This is a genomic window from Wolbachia endosymbiont of Laodelphax striatellus (assembly GCF_007115015.1).
Taxonomy (GTDB): Bacteria; Pseudomonadota; Alphaproteobacteria; order Rickettsiales; family Anaplasmataceae; genus Wolbachia.
Map to the genome: position 1 here is coordinate 21,090 of NZ_MUIX01000002.1, position 19,641 is coordinate 40,730.

Below are 19,641 nucleotides of genomic sequence, written 5' to 3' on the forward strand. Positions count from 1 at the left end.
CCTTATTATTTCAGGTTTCACACATGAAGTACTGGAAAAGGAAGTTAAGCCTTTAGTATCATCCTTTCTTCATGAGCGAGGTTTAATTCTGTCAGAAGAGAAGACAAAGATTACATCTATTACAACAGGGTTTGACTTTCTTGGTTGTAATGTACGTAGATATAATAAGAAGTTAATTATTAAACCTTCGAAAGAAAGTATTAAAAGACTTCTTAATAAAGCACGTACATTGATAAAAGCAAATATAGCGAACACTCAGGCTATAGTAATTAAGTCACTCAACTCTCTACTGAGAGGATGGGGAAATTACTATCACCATGTGTGTGCTAAAAAAGCGTTTAGAAAGATCGACAATGAAATTTGGCATAGTTTATGGAAATGGGCAAAGAAAAGACATCCTCGTAAAGGATTACGTTGGATAAAGAATCGTTACTTCAAAGTAATGGGTCAACGCCAATGGGTTTTTGCTGCACCCATATGCAAGAACAAACCAAAAGAGATACGGTATTTAAGACTGCTTAAGCTGATTGATATACCTATCAGACGACATGTTAAAATCAGAGCGGATGCAAATCCCCTTGACTTAAAATGGAAAAAGTATTTTGATGAGAGAGTGAAACGAACAAGAATGTTAGCAAGCTCCTTTTCAAGAGAAGGTTCTCTACTGTTGGTGTCACCATTAAGAATGATGTTTCCTGAGGAATCATGAAGGACAAGCCGGTTCTAGAAAAGAAGAACTTAGATAAGGGGCTCAAGCGTAGTGTGGGGAAACCTGCATGCTGCGTTTCTAAGGGAGGGAGTAGTAGTAATACTGCTTCCTTACCTGACCTGGTCGCTAAAACTAAGGGCTTTGAAAAACGTGCCCAATATTACGCTGCTAAAGCCTATTCAAGACAAGCAGATAAAGGTGATCAATACCATAACCTTAAGGAAATTATCTTTATTGCTATAGCAGATTGTATTTTATTTCCTGATAAGTCCGAGTATAAATCAAAGCACACTATTCGCGATGAAGATACTAATGAACATGATCTAAAAGATTTTTATTTTGTATTTATTGAATTGCCTAAATTTCCCAAAACCAAAGAAGATCAGCTTTCAAGTATAGTCGAGAAATGGGTTTACTTCTTCAAATATGCAGATGAGACTAGTGAAGAAGAGCTGGAAAAAATAATAGGTAGCGATCTAATAATTAAAAGAGCATATGAAGAACTAAATAGGTTCAACTGGTCAGAAAAAGAATTTATTGCCTATGAACAAGAGATCAAGCGTATTCGTGATGAACAGGCCGTTCTTGCTCAAAAACTCGATGATACTACTCAAAAAGGTAGACAAGAAGGCATCCAAATTGGCCGTGAAAAAGGTAGGGAGGAAGGAAGAAAAGCAGAAAAAATCGAAGTTGCAAAAAACTCACTCAAGGCCGGTGTCTCTATTGATGTTATAGCTCAAATTACCGGTCTCTCTCATTCTGAAATTTTGCAACTTAAGAAAAAAACATAATTATTCACTTTAACATTTATGAAAACCTTCTATAAGTTAGAAATATCCCCTAATTAAGAGTCTACTGTCTAAAATGGCTATAAAGATTGCACATAGAATTATATAAATTACTATCATAACGTTACTCAAACTTCTATATCAAAGCTACGTGCTGTAAGTTCAATACATAATTTTAGTTGATATAAGCTGCTAACAATACTATCATTAGCATTATTAATATATGAGGTTAAAAATGAGCACTTCTAAAGCTTCGTCTCCATTAAAGTACTCTATTGCCACTTTCTTGCTATGTACATCTGCACTTACAACTGGAGTATTTATTTACCCTGTAAGTTTAGCAATTTTGAATGCTACTACGATACCACTGCTTTTTGTGGCAATTGCTTCTGTATCTGCAATAATTGCATTAAGTTCAACAGTATACCTTGTCAAATCAGCTATTTTTGCAATAAATAATAAAAATGCGTGTAATATTCTTGAAGAGAAACCACATGGTAATGATACTAGCACATCATCTTTGCCTACTTTGAACTCTATTACTAATAATGACATTAGCACAAAAGCACCGGAAAAGATGTCTGCTCTTCAAGTACCACAAGTTAGTGTACCAGCTCCTCCACCTTTTCCAAATCAAGGTGTGAGTGTACCACCACCTCCTCCTTTACCAACTGAAGGTTTGAATAATTGGAAGCTACAAAAAGATAGCGCTATTAGTAAAAAACTTCTTGATAGTGGTTCATCAAAAAATTCCTCTTTTACTAAACCTCAGGACAACAATGAAGGTTTACAGGAGGAATTGAAAAAATTTCTAGAGAAGAGGAGAAAAAAAAGTGATCCTCTATTGAATACTGAACTCAAAACACAAGAAGAATATGCTATAAGAGTCGATAGCAAATTAGAGGAGAGAAAGAAGCAGAGTAGGGATGAAGGTACTCCTGCAGCTATTATGCGTGAAAAGATGAATAGCATGAGGCAATGTGTTGCATTCTCAAATAGTGAAAGCGAGCATTCTGGAAGTGAATCTGGTTGGAGTGATGATAATCAAGATATTCAATCAAGCAAAAAAAAAGAAGGAAAAAAACTTATAGAGGCACAAAAATCTATGCCATCAACTACTACTTCCTCTAGCACACCATTTATACTAGCTCCTCCACCTTTTCCAAATCAAGGTGTGAGTGTACCACCACCTCCTCCTTTACCAACTGAAGGTTTGAATAATTGGAAGCTACAAAAAGATAGCGCTATTAGTAAAAAACTTCTTGATAGTGGTTCATCAAAAAATTCCTCTTTTACTAAACCTCAGGACAACAATGAAGGTTTACAGGAGGAATTGAAAAAATTTCTAGAGAAGAGGAGAAAAAACAGTCAGCATCTATCGAATGTGGAAATAAAAGATAGTACTGAGCTCAAAACGCAAGAAGAGTATGTTGCAAGAGTAGAGAAACAGCAAGAAGAGAAAAATCAGGTAGAAAGCCAGAATAATCATGACTTCATTCGTAGTATGATTTTAGAGTATATTTTGCCATCCATAAAGTTTACTGATATAAAAAAAGGCGAGAATAGCGGGCATTCCTCTGGTTATGCCTCTGATTTAGAAGAAGATCAACCTCCAAAATCAAAAAATCTACAACTATTGCCAACAACTGTAATGAAAATTGATAATGTGGATCCAATAAATAGTGAAGCAAAAAAACCATCTTTATGGAAAAAGCTTTTTAAGAAACCCAAAAAGAAAGCAGAGCAGAAAACACCGGAGTGCATTAGTAAAGTATAAGGTAAGGGGAGAAGATTTTCCTCTTTTTGACCATAAAAGTTAAATTAAGGAAAATCTTCCAATATAACAACATTTAAGAAAATGCACATGATATCAAAGAAGGAATAAAGTAGGAGATAATTTATATAAGTTAGATATATGAGAAGTGTATACCCAAGTGACATAAGTCGTGAAAAATTCAAGATAATTTTACCAGATCTAGAATCTTGTAGAAAAAAACAAAGCCAAGAAGACTTGATTTGTATGATGTATCTTGTGGAGTGCTGTACGTCCTCAAAAGCTGTTGCCAGTGGAGCACAAGAGTTTCCAAAATGGAGAAGTTGTTACGACTACTTTAAAAAATGGGAAGATAAAGAAAGTATTTTGGAGAGTGTTTTAAAAAAATTAGTTAGAAAGAACAATGGTAGGAAAGAGAAAACCAGTTTCTGTATAATTGATGCTCAAAGTGTTAAAAATACAGATACCGCTGAAAGTAAAGGCTATGATGCAGGTAAAAAGATTTCAGGTATAAAGCGTCATATCGCAGTTGATACACAAGGTCTCCCACACGCAATTCATATAACAACGGCAGGAGCAGCTGATAGTAGCAGTGCTGTAAAAATGGTTAAAAATGCTAAAGCAAAACTCTCTGAAGTTAAAAATATACTAGTTGATGCTGGCTACACTGGAGAAAATTTTGCAACTCAAATAAAAGATACTATTGGTGCAACTGTTGAGGTGAAGTAAATTGCACAGGTTTTTCGTATTGCCCAAAAGATGGGTTGTGGAACGCTATTTTGCTTGGTTGGAAAAATGTAGAAGGTTATGGAAAAATTGCGAGCGTAAACTCAACACCATCTTACAAATGATCGTTCTGGCTTTTACTGCTTTGCTCCTCGAAAGATTATGAACAGGTTCTAAGGTGTGAGAGATTGAAAAACCTGTCCTCTCGATATTAGGTAAATCGTAATTGAGCTTTTGGGCTCGTATTTTTATTAGGAGGTTAATCTCTCACACTGAAAATAAATATTTTTAAACTCTTCATAGCGCATCAATTCATTTGCTAGGGTTTTAAGGTGTTTTATAAGGCAGTTATAAAAAGATGATAAAATCTAATCTAAAGCCTTAAATGCAATTCTCAGGTGATCTCTGACAGACGTTTTTTCATTAACACATTTAAAGCAATAAAAAGATTGAACATTTCCTCACAATTGTGTATAATTATTAATGCTTTTTATCTTACTTTCCCATGGCTCTTTCTAAGTTTCTCGATCCAAAACTGGACCTGACCTTTAAGAAAATTTTTGGTACTGAAAAAAATAAGAATATCCTTATCCACTTTCTAAATGATATCTTAGGCTTTACTGGAGTCAATGCTATTCAAGATGTTGAGTTCCTTAGCACTATTATGAATCCTGAGATTGCTTCTGATAAACAAAGTATCGTTGATGTCCTCTGTAAGGATTCTCTCGGAAATAGATATATTGCAGAAATGCAACTCGCTCGTGATAAAGGCTTTGAGAAACGTGCTCAACTTTATGCTGCTAAAGCCTACTCAAGACAGTCTGGCAATTACATCGATTTTAAGACTGTTTTCTTTATTGCTATTTCTAATAGTACTCTTTTTCCTTCAGATGTTTATTATATTTCCACTCATAATATACGCGATATAAAAACTAACGGACATTATTTAAAAGATTTTCAATTTGTCTTTATTGAACTACCTAAATTTACAAAAAGTAAAGTAGAGCAGTTGGAAACTACTGTTGAGAGGTGGTGCTTTTTCTTTAAGTATGCAGAAGAAACAACTGATGAAGATTTAAGAAAAATAGCAGAAAAGTCACCGATAATAAAGTTAGCGTATGACGAGTTAGATAAATTTCATTGGAATGAGAAAGATCTTGTAGCTTATGAAGAAAGGGTAATGGATTTACAGAAAGAAGCTGCTATCTTGGAACAAAAACTCGATGATGCTAAACATGAAGGTAGACAAGAAGGTATCCTCATCGGCCATCAAAAAGGTAGAGCTGAAGGTAAGGAAGAAGGCGAAAAACAGACTAAAATAGCCGTAGCCAAAAACTCACTCAAGGCCGGTGTCTCTATTGATGTTATTGCTGAAATCACTGGCCTTTCAGTAGATGAAATTAAACAACTTAAGGAGTAAATGACATTTTGTAATTGCTTATCCACTGTCGTATTATTTTTGTGTCGCTCACAGAGAGTATTACAGCTAATTTGTCAGATTAAGTTGTGTCTAGTATACAACTTAAAGTTTTTATTTTATCTTACATTTTTGCTGTAATAACCTCTATGAATCATACAAAGACTCAAAACTGTCAATGGTCTTACACCTTTTGAATTTATATGTTTACAGTGCTCCTGATTTGTTTACACTAAATCCCCACATCACACTCTGGGACCATACAGTTCTACAGTACCACTGTTAAGTAAAGATATAGGTACCTTATGATTTATACTGATTTACATCTGTATATTATTAACCAACTGCTGTGAGTAGCTGTTTTCTAATTGACTATTAATTTCTTCCTCTTGCATAGCCTTATTACAATAATCTAGTTTACGCTTCAGCTTAAATAGCGATTCTTTCGTGTTAAATGGTAGGGTATTCTGAGTACCTTGAATCAGTTGTGTATTTGATGCATTTTCCTCAGACGTTCTACTTACATTTTCTAATTTTATTTTTTTAGATACACTTAAACACGCTGATGTCTCCTGTTGATTTTTATGTAATTGTATTCCTAAGTGCGGAAAATTAAGTTGCGGTTCAAGATTATATGAGTAGTTATTGACATCAGCAGGACAGTAAACAAGATTCCTGTATCTTGGATTTATAGTAGCTCCGAAATTATAAAGGTAGTAAGCACTCTCTGAGTGGTTATTCATAACATCATAGTCTACAGGACTCATACCTTTTTTGTTCTGTAGATTTACATTAGCCCCGTACCTCATAAGGTAATAAGCAATATGTGAATGACCAAGTTTAGCAGCCAAGTGCAAAGGAGTATTACCGCCGTTATCCTGTAGATTTACATCAGCCCCTTGCATTACAGAGTACATAACACTATTTAAGTGACCCTTTTGAGCAGCCAAGTGCAAAACACTCATACCTTTTTTGTTCTGTAGATTTACATCAGCACCTTTTGATACTAAGCATATAACACTATCTAAATGATTATTTTTAATAGCCAAGTGCAAAGGAGTATTACCATCTTCGTTTTGCTTATTTATATCAGCACCTTGCTCTACAAGGTACTCAACAATATTTAAGCTATCATTTCCAGCAGCCAAGTGCAAAGGAGTATCATCATCTTCGTTTCGCTTATCTATATCAGCACCTTGCTCTACAAGGTATTTGACAATATTTAAGCTATCATTTTCAGCAGCTAAGTGCAAAGGAGTATCATCATTTTCGTTTTGCTTATTTATATCAGCACCTTGCTTTACAAGGTATTTGACAACATCAAAGTATCTAGCATTATCTATTTCACTATTTTTAATAGCACAATCTAAAGCAGTATCACCTTCTTTATTAGTTTTATTAATATCATAATTTTTATTATTAGTAAATAAATACTTAATTATTTCTAATTGAGCACATGCAGCAGCCCAGTATAAAATGGTATAATCACCCTTCAAACCTTCCTCTTTTTCTATAAAGTATTCAACTAACTTTAAGTGGCCATACATAGCAGCGTATTCGAGAGGAGTATTTTTATATTTATCATTGACATTAATAATATTACTTAATTGACTTGAATCTATTTTCTCTAATATAAGATTAATAACTTCTTTATTACCATATATGACTAGCAAATGTAATATATTATACCCAATATAATTAGAGTTAATAAATTTATTAACTAATTTATTATATTTACTTATATAATTCCAAACAGATACAATGTGACCTACATCTGTAATATAATTACATTCCAATAACAGTATTATTTTTTCTAAAAATTTCTCTTCTGTTCCCTTTTGTTTGTGCTTTGATCTTATCACTGCTTGTATTTCTTTATCAATTTTTCCTATTGGTCCTTTAAATTCAATAATTGAAAACTTACAAAGTAGATCAAGAGCACTTAAAACTCGTTGCTTATTTTTTTCTGATTTACCCCAAAGAAAAAATTTTTCTACATCAATTTGATTAGGATTCAAGTAAGCCATGAATGACAAAATATCATACGCTTTCTGCCCAATATCCTTTTTTTTTATTTCATTTAAGTTAATCTCTAAAGCTATAGATAATTCTTTATTGACATTTGGTACTACCAAATAATCAGTGGATTCTTGCATCATTTTATTAAAACACTTCAGATATTTACTAATAACCGTTTTTCCTTGCATTTTAGTGGACGCATTCAAATTTTTGATATATGCTAATGCTTGCTTCATAGCTGATGGAATACAATTCAAAGCTTCTGCTAAATCTTTCGTCTCTTGTATATTTATATTCGATAGTCTCTTTCTCAAGGACTTTAGAGTAGATTGATAGATTTCTGCTTTTTGCAAGGCATCCAATTCTATTTTACTTATCTGTATTATCTTCCCTTTTTTTCCTTTCTGTTCTTCTTCCGTCTTTACTGTCCAATTCTTGTTACAAGAAGTAATTATAATAAAAGGCCTTTCTCTATTGGAAAACACCTCAGGAAAATAGGACGGTAAAAATTGTACAATCTGCTTATAACTGCTGGCATCATCAAAAATAAATAAAATTTTTTTATCTAGTACAAACTTATATATATTCTTGACAATAGATTTAATTTCTTGTCCTAGTGTAGGAATCTTTAATTCTTTAGCTATTTGACGAAAATTTTCTGAAATATTGGTATTTGATGAAGCATCTATCCATATAATCCATACATCAACATGACGAAACCGTTCATACAATCCATATCTTCTAGCAAGTGTGCTTTTTCCTACTCCAGGATCCCCATTAATTACAAGCATTCGTGACGTTTTTTCTTCTTTACTTTGACCATACAAATGACTGGCTAATTCTTCATACATCCCTTCTCTTTCAACGTAGAAGAAGTTTTCTTCACTACTAAAATTAAAGGAATATTGAGATATATTTTCATCTTGTTCTAAAGGATCTTTTCCATTCATCCCTCTTAATATATTACCAAATAATTCCTCTTTTTCTCTTTCATTGAAAATAGACTTATATTCTTCTTTTCTAAGTATGGTATTTTGTTGATACTCATATATATTGCTCCACCCTTCTGATTCCCACTTTAAGGGAAATCGATAGCCGTACTTTTCAGCACAATTATTTTTTTTCATTGTAAAATATTGGATATGATTACCACTCGCTTTTTTTATTCCTATATTTCTAAATAAATCTGAAGTTGACCAAGTTTCACCACTTTTCTCATCTTGCACTTTATGTCCATAATTTTGCAATATGTCCCTAATAATAGTGGGACTTTTTGATTGACCTAAAATAATACCTTTAGTTATAAGATTAACAGGAAGGTCTTCTTTTTTATCAATATTTGAAATGTAATGTATTGCTCTAGATGTAGCGTCCATTGCTAATTTCTCAATTCCCCTCTCCCAAGAAGGTTGGCCGACATCTACAACCCTCATGAATTGGTCCCCAAATTTTTGAAAAATTTCCAAGCTAGCCTCTACTAAAACCTCTCTTATGTTCTCTCTGAAAGGCGCAATTTTTGCAATAAACCTTTTCACTTCTATTTTATGTTGTTGTGCACTACATAACGATAGAATTTCACTTATTTTATCAGTAACTAATCGCGTACTACTTGGTGAAATAAAGCTCTTTTGAGCTAAGTCAAGATAATCTAATGTTTTGCCTCTTTTTTCTATTTTTGAATCTGGTTTTGCCTCCTTAGAACGTTTATGTACTTCTTCCTTAAATTCTTTAACAAAAGTCTCAACAAAATAAGTTACTCTTTTCACTATCTCATAATCAAGATCTACACCATTAGCCGTTCCTATTCTTATAGATGAAGAATCTGCCACCCTAGAACTTATTGAACTCTCTTGACTTTGTTTGTATTGAAGGTCTTCATCAGATAATCTGTCTTCATCGTCAATTGAATCAGCAGGCAACACTTCTACACCATGGCTAGGTTCTTTATAGTATTCACAGTCCATTTGATTGTCTATCACATCCTTCATTTCTACTCCGGAATTTTGTTGAAGGTAAACAGACTCACTGTCCAATTTTTTTTCACTAGCTATGGTGTCATAATAATGAGATGATATTTGCTGTTCTGTCCCTCTTAAGATTGGCTCAAAATGAATACCTGTTTTGTTTATTATGTGTATAGTATTTTCTTCACTAAAATCTACGTAACCTATAGATCTAGATGCTAGTCCATCAACAAGCTGATCTGACCATCCACACACGGGAAGATTTTCAATAACATGCAGATTAACATCATATTCACTACAAATCATCCTTCCCTCAATTTCAGGTCTACCCCATACAGGAACATTTAACGTTTTTCCATATTTCGAGTCAGTTAATTTTTCATATAAACCTGAGTCCTTACTCTTGATTTTCTCCATATCTTGAGCAGTGTATACTACGCGAAACAAATAAGCCTTCCACAATTCATCATCACTAACTTTAGGGCTAGGTTTGCTTTTGTCATCGACACAACGTTTAGCATCTGTTATAATTTTCTCTTTTATTTCTGGCTTATCTAAAGCGCGCTTCCTACAAACTTCCCTCAAAGACTTCACAGTAAAGCTCATATCAGGTTTAAGATGTTTAAGTCCTTGTGCAACTGCGTGAAAGAAACAATCTCCCATATCAACAGCTTTCCCTACTGTAAAACCTTCCGGTAACCGTAATGTTTGCTGACTACTAGATGGTAGTGTATCTTTTTTTTGCTCTCTTATTGACTCAGATTGATCATCTGCTACTTGCTCCTTTGTATTTTCTTTACCTAACATAAAGCCCCCTATATTTTAATATTCATACTTTGATTATTTTGCCGTAAACCTCTTTTCTAAAGATTGGTTTCAATATTTGATTCTTATGCAGCTGTGGTGCCAAACCAGTTTGCTGTAGAAACCTTACGGTAATCCTAAGCAACTTTGATTACAGTGTGCTTTTCTTTTGCTTTCTTGCTAAACTATATATATCCTTAAAAAAGCCAGGATTGCTTTCTGAATGATGTACATAACACAATGCATTTGACTCAACACCTGATGTATTTATTATGTTAAACTTCACTATAGCTAAAGAGATCTAGCAAAACAAGAACTTTTTTGCATGTTTTAGTATTTTTTTTTTAAACTAAAGCCAGTGCTTGCAGAAACACTTCTGTTTTTTTTACTGCAATGTACTCTTTCTATTTTTAAGTACTAATTCAACTTTACATATCACTAAAAACTCAACAACCATCACCTACAAGGTGAAGGGTTAAATTTCAATCAATTTGAAATTGATCATTGTCATGAAGTGGCTCGCCTTCCTGGATAGATATGTACTCTTGTATAACCTCGTCTGTGATTGTACCAGAACTTACGGCTAAATATCCACGTGCCCAAAGGTGCCTGCCCCAAAATTGCTTCCTTAGACTTACAAAATCTTGCATAAGCAACCTTGAACTTGTTCCTTTCAAAAGTTGTACAATTTTACTAACACTTTGCTGTGGTTTATATGATATAAACATATGAATATGATCTACTGCAACTTTGCCTGAGATAATTTGGATCTCATTTTCCATAGTAACCTGCCTTAGCAGCTCCCTAACTCTAATAGCAATTTGGCCTATTAGCACCCTTTTGCGATATTTGGGAATCCATACCAAGTGTACTTTCATATCGTACTTAGAGTGTGCATTATAACCATAACGTCGCATACGCGACTATTGTAACTTGTCCTTCGCCTCAAGGCGAGACAATCCCCGAAGGGGGACACTAAAACAATACATCCACTTCCAATAACCAAAACCAGCAACTGTGAGAACTGTTCCTTTTGGGATGCGTTGGTCTACCAAATGATACATACGAACTTTTTTATATGGTGATTCTATTATGCGCTAAAACTAGCTATATTGGCTTACTTTTGCTAAATGTACATATGAACTATTTTGCTTAAGCTTATGGAAATAATTTAAATCTTCTATTTTTACAATCCTATTTTTACGCAACTTGTTCTCACAAATATACGACCCTTTTTGCAATCTTAGGAAGAGTCAATAATTCAATTCTTTATAACACTAGCTAGCATGGTATCTTCACTAAAATATTTTTTGAAAAAGTTAGTTGACTTATAAATAATTCTCTACTAATACTGGCATGTCTTTGTTTATTCTGCTGAAGTGGCTCCGCAGGTTACTGTATAAGCTTCAGCAGTTTTTGCACTCCTTTAAAGCATCATATTCCTATATATTAAATATCGCTAGTGCTTCTCAATTTTCTTGGTCTATAGTAAAACTGGCTAAAATTTCGAGTCATAAGCAACTTTTAACCTCTCTATATACTCCATTGTTACTCACCATAAAAACTTAACAAAAGCTTAACTACATAAGTAGTAAAAAGATTATGGTTATTGACTTAATGTTACATATCGCATATAACGTATTATGTATCTTAGCATTAGAGGGATAAGTATGGGTGAATATACTGGGATAAAATCTATCATCAATCTACTAAAACCCAAACCAGAACCATCTGATTTTGAATATGAATCCATTATAGAACATCTATCATCTAAAGAGCATTTATTAAATGAGCTGATGAATGATATGTGGTACTCAGGAGATTTACCATCAGTTAGAAATCATAATGAACTACCTTCTTTAATAGATAGCAAACTTGGACTAAGCGAGCAAATTTGTGTTTGGTTTGCTCTGGACCATGATCTTACGCCAAGTCAAAAAATTTTAAACAAAAAGTTACTTAGTGCTCTGAAATGTTTAGCTTCTAACTGTGGTTCATTTGATAATACTGAGCCCCTTGAAGAATTTTTACATGATAATAAAAACAATAAAGATTTAAAAGTAATTCTTAACCTAAGAAGAGGAGAATCTCAATCAACAGTATTGCATGCGATTGCAGGAGCAAATATTGGTGGATTTCGTCGCACAGGAAATCAGGCTATAGATTTACTCTTAGGAGCAGGTGCAGATCCTAACATACAAGATAATAAAGGAAAAACACCACTATACCTTGCTGCTGCTAAAGGTCATTACGATAATGCAAACTCTCTTCTTTTGAAAGGAGCTAAACCTAATATAACAAGTAGAAAGGGCAAAACTCCACAACGAATAGCAACTAATAACCTCTGCTATGATATTGAAGAATTATTTTTAACTGATAAACAGAAAAAGATGAATAAGGAATTGTATGACTTACTTGTACTAGATTCAGACTGTACTAAAAATTTAAAGGAGTTTTTAAGTAAGCATAAAAGAGATTCAGACCTAAAAGTAGTGCTAAATATTCGGCAAGGAATGGGTGAATCAAAAGTGTTTTCGTATGTTGATCGTTTTGCTTGGGATAATGAAGATCTTGCTCAAGAGTTAAGAAAAATATTTCTAGAAGCAGGAGCATTAGATTATGATAAAAATATTATTTATCGTCAGCAAAAGAAAGGACAGGCCAGTACATTACTCGTCAATTTAACTTCAAATCAGAAGGAAAAGTTAAATAAGTTTTCTGATAAGGTGTTTCAAGCTCAAAATATGGCTGAACTTGAAAAGATTGTAAACGATGCTATAAAGTCTGGTGTACGATTAAACTATTCTCTTTCACAAGATTTCTTTTCAGGTAATGAGTACACTTTTACCGATTATGTGATGAAAAAAATCAGTGAGTTGGAAAAAAATCCTAAAGTTGCTAGTAGTATAATATGTCAATTAGTATCAAAAGGGGCAGTGTTTGGTAATACAGTTGATGCTAACACACTGACATCAGAATTTAAAGAGCATAAAACTAACCTAAAAAAAGCTTATAGAGATTATATTAGCAATTCTCATAAATTTATTGAAATCGCAAAAAGTGCAACCACTAGCGAGCTAAAAGATGCAAGAGTAGACAATTCCGTTTTTTACTTAGAATATTCTAAAGATAGTAAAATAGATATTATAAAGATAACAGATGGAACAAGGGATTTAGGTCTAACCGATGGAGATGTAAAGTGTGGAAGAAATATAGTAAAGATCGGTAATAGTGAAGTAGAAATTAAAACTGAAGATGGCATAAGGAATTACACAGATCTTACGGAAGGCAGCGATATAGTATTAACTTTCTACACTAGTTTGGGAGAATTAAAGGTTAGGTTATATCCCCATGAGACAAATAAAAATTGGATAAAAGTAGAGGTGAGTGATAAAGATAAGCTTCTACTTGAGGAAATAGAAAGTTATGAAGAAACAGGGCAAAATTGCTTATTGGGAGGTTTATCGGTTATTGAAGCTATAGATCGAGGTGTTTTTGCTAGATCCGGTGGGTTAATGCGTCCTGAAGTAATAAGCGAGTCTGACAAGAAATGGGCAAAACGTGAAGAGCTAAGAAGGGCTTCTGATTCTAGGGGAAAAATTGCTAGTTTGCCATAAAAGTTGAAGATTATTATTTAAATATAAACTACTATAATTTATAGATTAAGGAAGTTGTACCAATGTTTTCTAAGAATACTCTTTTATATTGTTTTTAAGCTGGCTACAAAATGAGGATATGGAACATACAATTGGCTGAGCTGCCTTTTACACTCCAGGTTTACTATTAAAATATGCAGCTAAAATTGGATACATTTTCTATCACTGTTGCATCCGATATGTTAAAACATTCATCATTTATATTGATATTTTTCGCATAATTGATTCTGTAACATTGACTTACTTTTCTATATCAATCTCAATATCTTTTGGCATGGCTCTTTGTAGCAGCTTCTTTTGCAATAACCTTTTTTAATTTTCTGGCACATACTTTTTTCGATGTTTTCATATTGTTATTTTTATAAACGTTACAACGCTGAGCCGTAAAACTTCTCCATTTGCTCACTCCATAACATCGGTATTTCTCTTAAATCAGCTAATTTCAAACCCCTTGGATGTCTCCCATTTACTATGTCTTCTTTAATCTTTGGTGCTAAATAATTTAACCTTAAAATTTGCTGTATACGTCTTGTACCTATATTAATTTTGGCACTCAGCTCTTTAACACTTCTATACTTTCCCTCTTCTAGTTGCCGTTTCCAGGAATGGGCTCTTACCACTGCTTTGAGTAACGCATTGTTTGTTTTACCTTCTGGCTCAATTACTGTGCATTTATTTCCCTTCTTCTTTATTGCTATAAATTCCACCTTATTCTCTAAACACACTTCTATTTCATCTTCTTTTACCATCACTCCCTTTATTAATTTCTTCACTACTTCTTTCTGCTTTCCAAAGCTTAAATTCCTCCACTCTTCCGCTTTTTTTCCCCATTTTTCATATAGCTGTTCAGCTTTCTTCATCACTTCTTTTTCTACTTCTCCTGCTACTATATTTCGACTCATTGATGCACACCCTTTTCCTCCTAAACGATTATTACATATATAATATCGGTACCTTTTATTTTCCTTTTTTGCATAGGTCAGCGTCATGTTTACTTCACAGCTCTTGCACTTAATTATTCCCTTAAGTAGCGCTTCCTCATATTTTGCTTTTCTATATGGCTGATTCTTTATTAATTCTTGTGCTTTTTTCCACCTTTCCTCTTCTATTATTGCTTCATGTTTTCCTTCATACTCTTTCTCATAATGCCGTATTTTTCCCATATATATTGGATTTGTTATTATTCTCCTTACCGTCGCTTTTTTAAAGATATCTGATTTTGTCCGGTATCCTTGACTATTTAACTCCCTTGCCAGTTCTGCCATTGATTTTAGCTCCAAATATCTTTCAAATATGTGCCCTACTATTTTCGCTTCTTTTTCATTTATTATTAATTCTTTATCTTTTACATCATATCCAAGCGGCAAAGTTCCCCCCATCCACAATCCCTGCTCCTTTGATGTTGCTATTTTATTTTTTACCCTTTCTACGATCATTTCTCTTTCTAGTTGTGCTGCTCCTGACAATACCGTTTGTACAAATTTTCCCATTGGCGTATTATTGTCAAATATCTGCGTTACTGCTACAAAATTTACTCTATGCCTTCTAAAAAATGACGTTACTTCGATGCTGTCTTTTGTTTCTCTTGATAGTCTGTCTAATGTATATACTACTACACAATCTACTTCTCCTGCCTTTACATCTTCAAATAATTCCTTTATCGCTGGTCTTTCTAAGTTTTTTCCTGAGAAACCTCCATCATCGTACCTTTTTGCCAATATTACCCAACCCTCTCTGCTCTTTATGTACTTTTCACATGCTATTCGTTGCGCATCAAGACTATTAAACTTTTGTTCTAGTCCATCCTCATTTGATTTTCTTGTATATATTGCACACCTTACTTCTTTTAGCATTTTATTCTCTTCAATTTTCATTTTTATCACGCATCCCAAATAATAAAGGTCCGTTGTAGCTCATTCCCATTATTTTTCCTGCCACTGCTGACAATGATGTATAAAACTCTTCTTTGTAGATTAAACCCTTGTCTGTTACCATTACCGCATGCGTTTCTTCCCCTCTCTCTAATATTAGCTCTGTTCCTGCTACTGGAAGTTTGTCACTACTTATTCTTTTTCCCTTCTCTAGCCGATCTGCCAGTACTCTAGTCTTTTTGCTCCTTTTCTTGACATTTCTCCATATGCTTTTTCCTGCATTCTATAAGCTAATCTTGGTATCAGATATTTCTTTGAATACCTAGGCGCCTCTTCCCCAAATACCTTCTTCCATATTCTCCTCAACTCTACCAACGCTTTTTTCTCTAAATTCATTACTTTCTTTTCTATTTCTTCCTCCATGTTTTCAGCCTCTCATAAATAACTTTTCAATTCTGTCTATTTCTTTCTTCAATATTTCAGTGATCTCTTTGCTGTTTTTCGCATAATCTATTGCTGTCATCCCACATTCATCCTCTTGCTCTATTTCTCCTCCAGCTTTCACTAGCTCCTCGACTATTTCTTTTTCACCTACCATGCACGCAAGGTGTAGAGGTATGCATTTATTTCCATATTCCTCAGCATTTACTTCTGCTCCTGATTTTATTAATTCTCTCACGATTTCTAGACGTTTCTCCGTTACCGCTAGGTGCAGTGCTGTGTGTCCTTCTACATCTGCTGCATTCACATTCGCTCCTTTTTCAACTAATAACCTCACTATTTTTGCGTCTACTGCATAATGCAGAGCTGTTCTGTCTCTTGCATAAATATTTTTATATGAGTTCTCTAATAATTCTTTTGCTGATTTATTAAATTTGCCAAGCTTTAACATAATCCACCCCACCTTTTCTTTAAATTTAAATCCCTCTTTTAAGTATTCCTTTTCGCTACCTCATCTATCATTTCACTTACTTGGCTCATTATTTTGCTTGCTAAATTTTCACATTCTTCCTTGATTAGTGATTTGTCTCTCTTCCTTATTTCTCCTATCTCTATTATTTTTAACTCCGGCATATAGCTTCCATTCAACATATCTGCTATTTCTCCTACTAACCTCTCTATTCCATAGCACGTCAGTTCTCTACTTTTTGTTACTCCTCCTTTTTCTCTCAAAAATTTGCTCGCCTTTTCACTTTCTTTGCTATCACATAGACGATACTTTTCACTTTCCCAGATGTAATACATTGGTGTTGCACCATACTTATTCAGTTGATTAACTTCAGCTCCGGCCTTTACTAGCTCTTTTATTATTTCAACTCCTCCTATTTTGCACGCAGAGTGCAGTGGCGTACATCCACTGACATATTGAGTGGCATTTACTTCCGCTCCTTCCCTTAGCAGCACTTTTACATTTTCTAAACTCTTTGCGAATACTGCACAGTGTAGAGGTGTATAACCATTTTTATCTCTTGCATTAACCTCTGCTCCTTTCTTTATTAAGAACCTCACTGTTTTGTAATTGGAGATTTCTACTGCTTGATGCAATATCGTCTCTCCTTCTTCATTTCTTTTATTAATACCGTTACTTGATACTTCTTTAAAAAACTTGCTAAAACTCATTTCATACCTCACAAAATTAGCTTTTCTAGCGCCAGACAAATTTCTTATGTTTACCTGCTGCTATTCAAGTCATGTCCTTTTTAGCATGAGAAAGCAAGTCTTTTTCTTTTTATTTCATACATTTTTACCTATTATTAATATAATATATGAGTATCTAAATATAAGTATTTAACTTATTACACATATCACTTGACTATCTTTCCAACTTCTGTGCAAATGTCGATGTTCATGCCACTTCAGTACTCCCAGGTAAAATACTAAAATGTGCTTTTCTAATTCGTGTATTGAGTCTTTTTGCTCTGAATCCAAATCATTTTTATAGTAAACGTTGTGTTCTGCTAAAACATATTTTCTGACCTTCTGATCTGTATAATTTTCTACTTTATAGTTGTGAGTAACGCTAAATCTTTCTAAAATTGGCTTGTGTTTTAGATTCCAATGTTGCCCTGAAAGTTTATCGTTTCCCAATACAAATTTATTTCCTTCTTCTTCTATGCTACCAACCGGAAAGCACGCATTTGTTTCTCCTAAGTTCCAACTGTCCGATAATATAACTTGCGCTTTCGCAAACTTAATTGCCGGTAATAAGCTCTGTGGTAGCGGATATAGCGCTTTTAAGTTGTACCACAAATGATCTCTTTCATAGATGCCTTTATAATCCCTTGTGTGAGGCTCGGTTTCTCCAAGGATTGCTACATCTAGGCGATATATATCATTGTTTAAAGCCCGTTCATAATGATCGCGTAGATAGTTTTCTATAATCCTAATAACTGGACCACTAGACCTGAAAAAATTTACTCTTCCAAATGATAACACTGGTCCATCCTTTTCAACCTTTATACCTGAGTAATCCGATAACAAATTTCCAAAAAAACTTTCATCTAAAATAAACCTATCAACGTTGTAGTGATCATTGAAAATCCTCATTAGCCTTGATCTTGCTGGTAATGATAGTTTTGCAAGCTCTACTACTGCATCTACAAAAAAGTTATTTGGAACATCTTTTATTCCTATCTGTAATTCAAAAAAGTGCTTGCCAGGTGGTTCTTCGATAATTGTAATATCTTCTATATTTGCCCATTTGAGTGCTATTTTGAGTGATGCTGGTGTTCCTCTCAGTCTTTGAAATTTTACTCCTTCTACTACGGCTTTTCTTTTATCCCTTATCCAACGTAGAATTTCCCCCAATTCATATTCCTCAATTAGCCAAGGTAATATTCTTTCTTCTAATCTAAATTTAAACCCTCTTATACAGCTTGGATCTACTTTATAATCTATCGCATCTACTAGCGCTTTTTCCTGTTTTGTTGCATTTGGTGGCAGTAACATTAATTCAACTCAATCTTTAAATTTCGCAAATTTGCACATTCATTTCCCAGAACCACAACATCCTCTTTTGGTTCTATTAATTCTACATTCTCTACACCCTCTACAAATAGATTCGCTATTATCCATGATCTTGTTACACTCCACCCTAATCTTTTTGCTAATTCAAACTTCTTAATAAACTGCTTCTTGATTTCTTCCTTCGATATTACAGGACTTATGCTCATTCTACTGTGAATATCTATTTCCATAATATTGCAACCAATTACTGTTACTGTATCGGTTAAAACCCTTATATCATCTCTAGTAACCTGCTTTTTTACAATTTCTAGTAGCTCTTCTGACACTATGCCAGTTGTGGATAATTGTGTTGATAAGATTGAAATTTGTACTTTTCCTGGTATAGGTGATTCTACTAATGCATCTTTTACTCTACTATCTGCTGACAGTGCATGATATTTATAATATTCCTTACTTCCTCCTGTTGACCAACCTGCTATTTTTGCTTTTACCCTCTTTCTAAATCTTTCATCCTCTTCTTCTTTTTCTCTCTCTACTCCATAAAATTCAGCTAAGTTATCAAGATCTTCTCCCGTTGCAAATTTAAGTAAATTACCCTTTACAGCTTCGTTTATCCTTTGTCTGAGTAAAAGTTCTCGCCATGCTGCTACCTCCAGAACTTTCATTGCTGGATCCGATTCTACTAATCCTGAAAAGGTTTCATCTCTACGGACTAACTCTTCTTTCATTCTTGAAAATATTTCCTCGAAATTTGGCTTTTCTACAATATTTAGCTGCTGCATCTTTAAACTACAATTTCATCAAAATGAATGTTTTTCCCGCTTGGTAAGTATAATCCTTCTAGGTCAAGTATTACCTTTCCCTCCTTTACTTCTTTCATTTTTACTTTTTCCAGTTTAAACCCTCTTTTCCCATTTTCCCTAAAGCTTCTGCTACTGCTGAATAG

Annotated in this window: 12 protein-coding genes and 2 pseudogenes; 6 read left to right on the top strand and 8 right to left on the bottom strand. The window is 33.8% G+C overall.

Going from position 1 to position 19,641, the window contains the following annotated elements:
* The 5 genes and pseudogenes from BVG17_RS07855 to BVG17_RS07875 form a co-directional block, all read left to right on the top strand.
* Positions 1 to 709, top strand: a 709-nt coding sequence (locus BVG17_RS07855; RefSeq protein ID WP_276528479.1) for a group II intron maturase-specific domain-containing protein, incomplete at its 5' end; no start/stop codon positions are given.
* Positions 706 to 1,500, top strand: coding sequence for an Rpn family recombination-promoting nuclease/putative transposase (locus BVG17_RS07860; protein ID WP_143688954.1), 795 nt, complete (start codon positions 706 to 708; stop codon positions 1,498 to 1,500). The genes BVG17_RS07855 and BVG17_RS07860, both read left to right, overlap by 4 nt.
* A gap of 232 nt (positions 1,501 to 1,732) precedes the next feature.
* Positions 1,733 to 3,274 (top strand): hypothetical protein, encoded by a 1,542-nt coding sequence (locus BVG17_RS07865; protein WP_143688955.1) that lies wholly within the window; start codon positions 1,733 to 1,735, stop codon positions 3,272 to 3,274.
* A 138-nt stretch (positions 3,275 to 3,412) separates the two neighbouring features.
* Positions 3,413 to 4,163: pseudogene (locus BVG17_RS07870) on the top strand (IS5 family transposase).
* Positions 4,164 to 4,502: 339 nt separating this feature from the next.
* Positions 4,503 to 5,417, top strand: coding sequence for an Rpn family recombination-promoting nuclease/putative transposase (locus BVG17_RS07875; RefSeq protein ID WP_063631093.1), 915 nt, complete (start codon positions 4,503 to 4,505; stop codon positions 5,415 to 5,417).
* Between the two features lie 317 nt (positions 5,418 to 5,734).
* Here the strand turns inward: BVG17_RS07875 and BVG17_RS07880 are convergent, their stop codons facing one another.
* Both BVG17_RS07880 and tnpA read right to left on the bottom strand, forming a co-directional pair.
* Positions 5,735 to 10,204, bottom strand: a complete 4,470-nt coding sequence (locus tag BVG17_RS07880) for an ankyrin repeat domain-containing protein (protein WP_063631092.1) — start codon at positions 10,202 to 10,204, stop codon at positions 5,735 to 5,737.
* 479 nt (positions 10,205 to 10,683) lie between these two features.
* Positions 10,684 to 11,118, bottom strand: coding sequence for an IS200/IS605 family transposase (gene tnpA, locus BVG17_RS07885; RefSeq protein WP_143688837.1), 435 nt, complete (start codon positions 11,116 to 11,118; stop codon positions 10,684 to 10,686).
* A 753-nt stretch (positions 11,119 to 11,871) separates the two neighbouring features.
* Here tnpA and BVG17_RS07890 point away from each other — a divergent pair.
* Entirely contained in the window at positions 11,872 to 13,818 is a 1,947-nt protein-coding gene (locus BVG17_RS07890) for an ankyrin repeat domain-containing protein (RefSeq protein WP_143688956.1), read from the top strand.
* A gap of 407 nt (positions 13,819 to 14,225) precedes the next feature.
* Here BVG17_RS07890 and BVG17_RS07895 read toward each other — a convergent pair whose 3' ends face one another.
* The 6 genes and pseudogenes from BVG17_RS07895 to BVG17_RS07920 all read right to left on the bottom strand — a co-directional run bounded on the left by BVG17_RS07895 (position 14,226) and on the right by BVG17_RS07920 (position 19,477).
* Complete coding sequence (locus tag BVG17_RS07895; protein ID WP_143688986.1) at positions 14,226 to 15,710, bottom strand: recombinase family protein; 1,485 nt, start codon at positions 15,708 to 15,710, stop codon at positions 14,226 to 14,228.
* A gap of 10 nt (positions 15,711 to 15,720) precedes the next feature.
* A pseudogene (locus BVG17_RS07900) lies at positions 15,721 to 16,151 on the bottom strand (DUF2924 domain-containing protein).
* Positions 16,152 to 16,155: 4 nt separating this feature from the next.
* Positions 16,156 to 16,620 carry an ankyrin repeat domain-containing protein gene (locus tag BVG17_RS07905; protein ID WP_143688957.1) on the bottom strand — a complete coding sequence of 155 codons (465 nt, stop codon included), beginning with the start codon at positions 16,618 to 16,620 and terminating at the stop codon, positions 16,156 to 16,158.
* Between the two features lie 38 nt (positions 16,621 to 16,658).
* Positions 16,659 to 17,348: an ankyrin repeat domain-containing protein gene (locus tag BVG17_RS07910; RefSeq protein WP_177429437.1), complete on the bottom strand. Its 690-nt coding sequence runs from the start codon at positions 17,346 to 17,348 to the stop codon at positions 16,659 to 16,661.
* A 168-nt stretch (positions 17,349 to 17,516) separates the two neighbouring features.
* On the bottom strand, positions 17,517 to 18,677 hold the full coding sequence (locus tag BVG17_RS07915) for a phage tail protein (RefSeq protein ID WP_143688958.1): 1,161 nt from the start codon (positions 18,675 to 18,677) through the stop codon (positions 17,517 to 17,519).
* Positions 18,677 to 19,477: a baseplate assembly protein gene (locus tag BVG17_RS07920; RefSeq protein WP_143688959.1), complete on the bottom strand. Its 801-nt coding sequence runs from the start codon at positions 19,475 to 19,477 to the stop codon at positions 18,677 to 18,679. Before BVG17_RS07920 ends, BVG17_RS07915 begins: the two co-directional genes overlap by 1 nt.
* Positions 19,478 to 19,641: the final 164 nt, after the last annotated feature.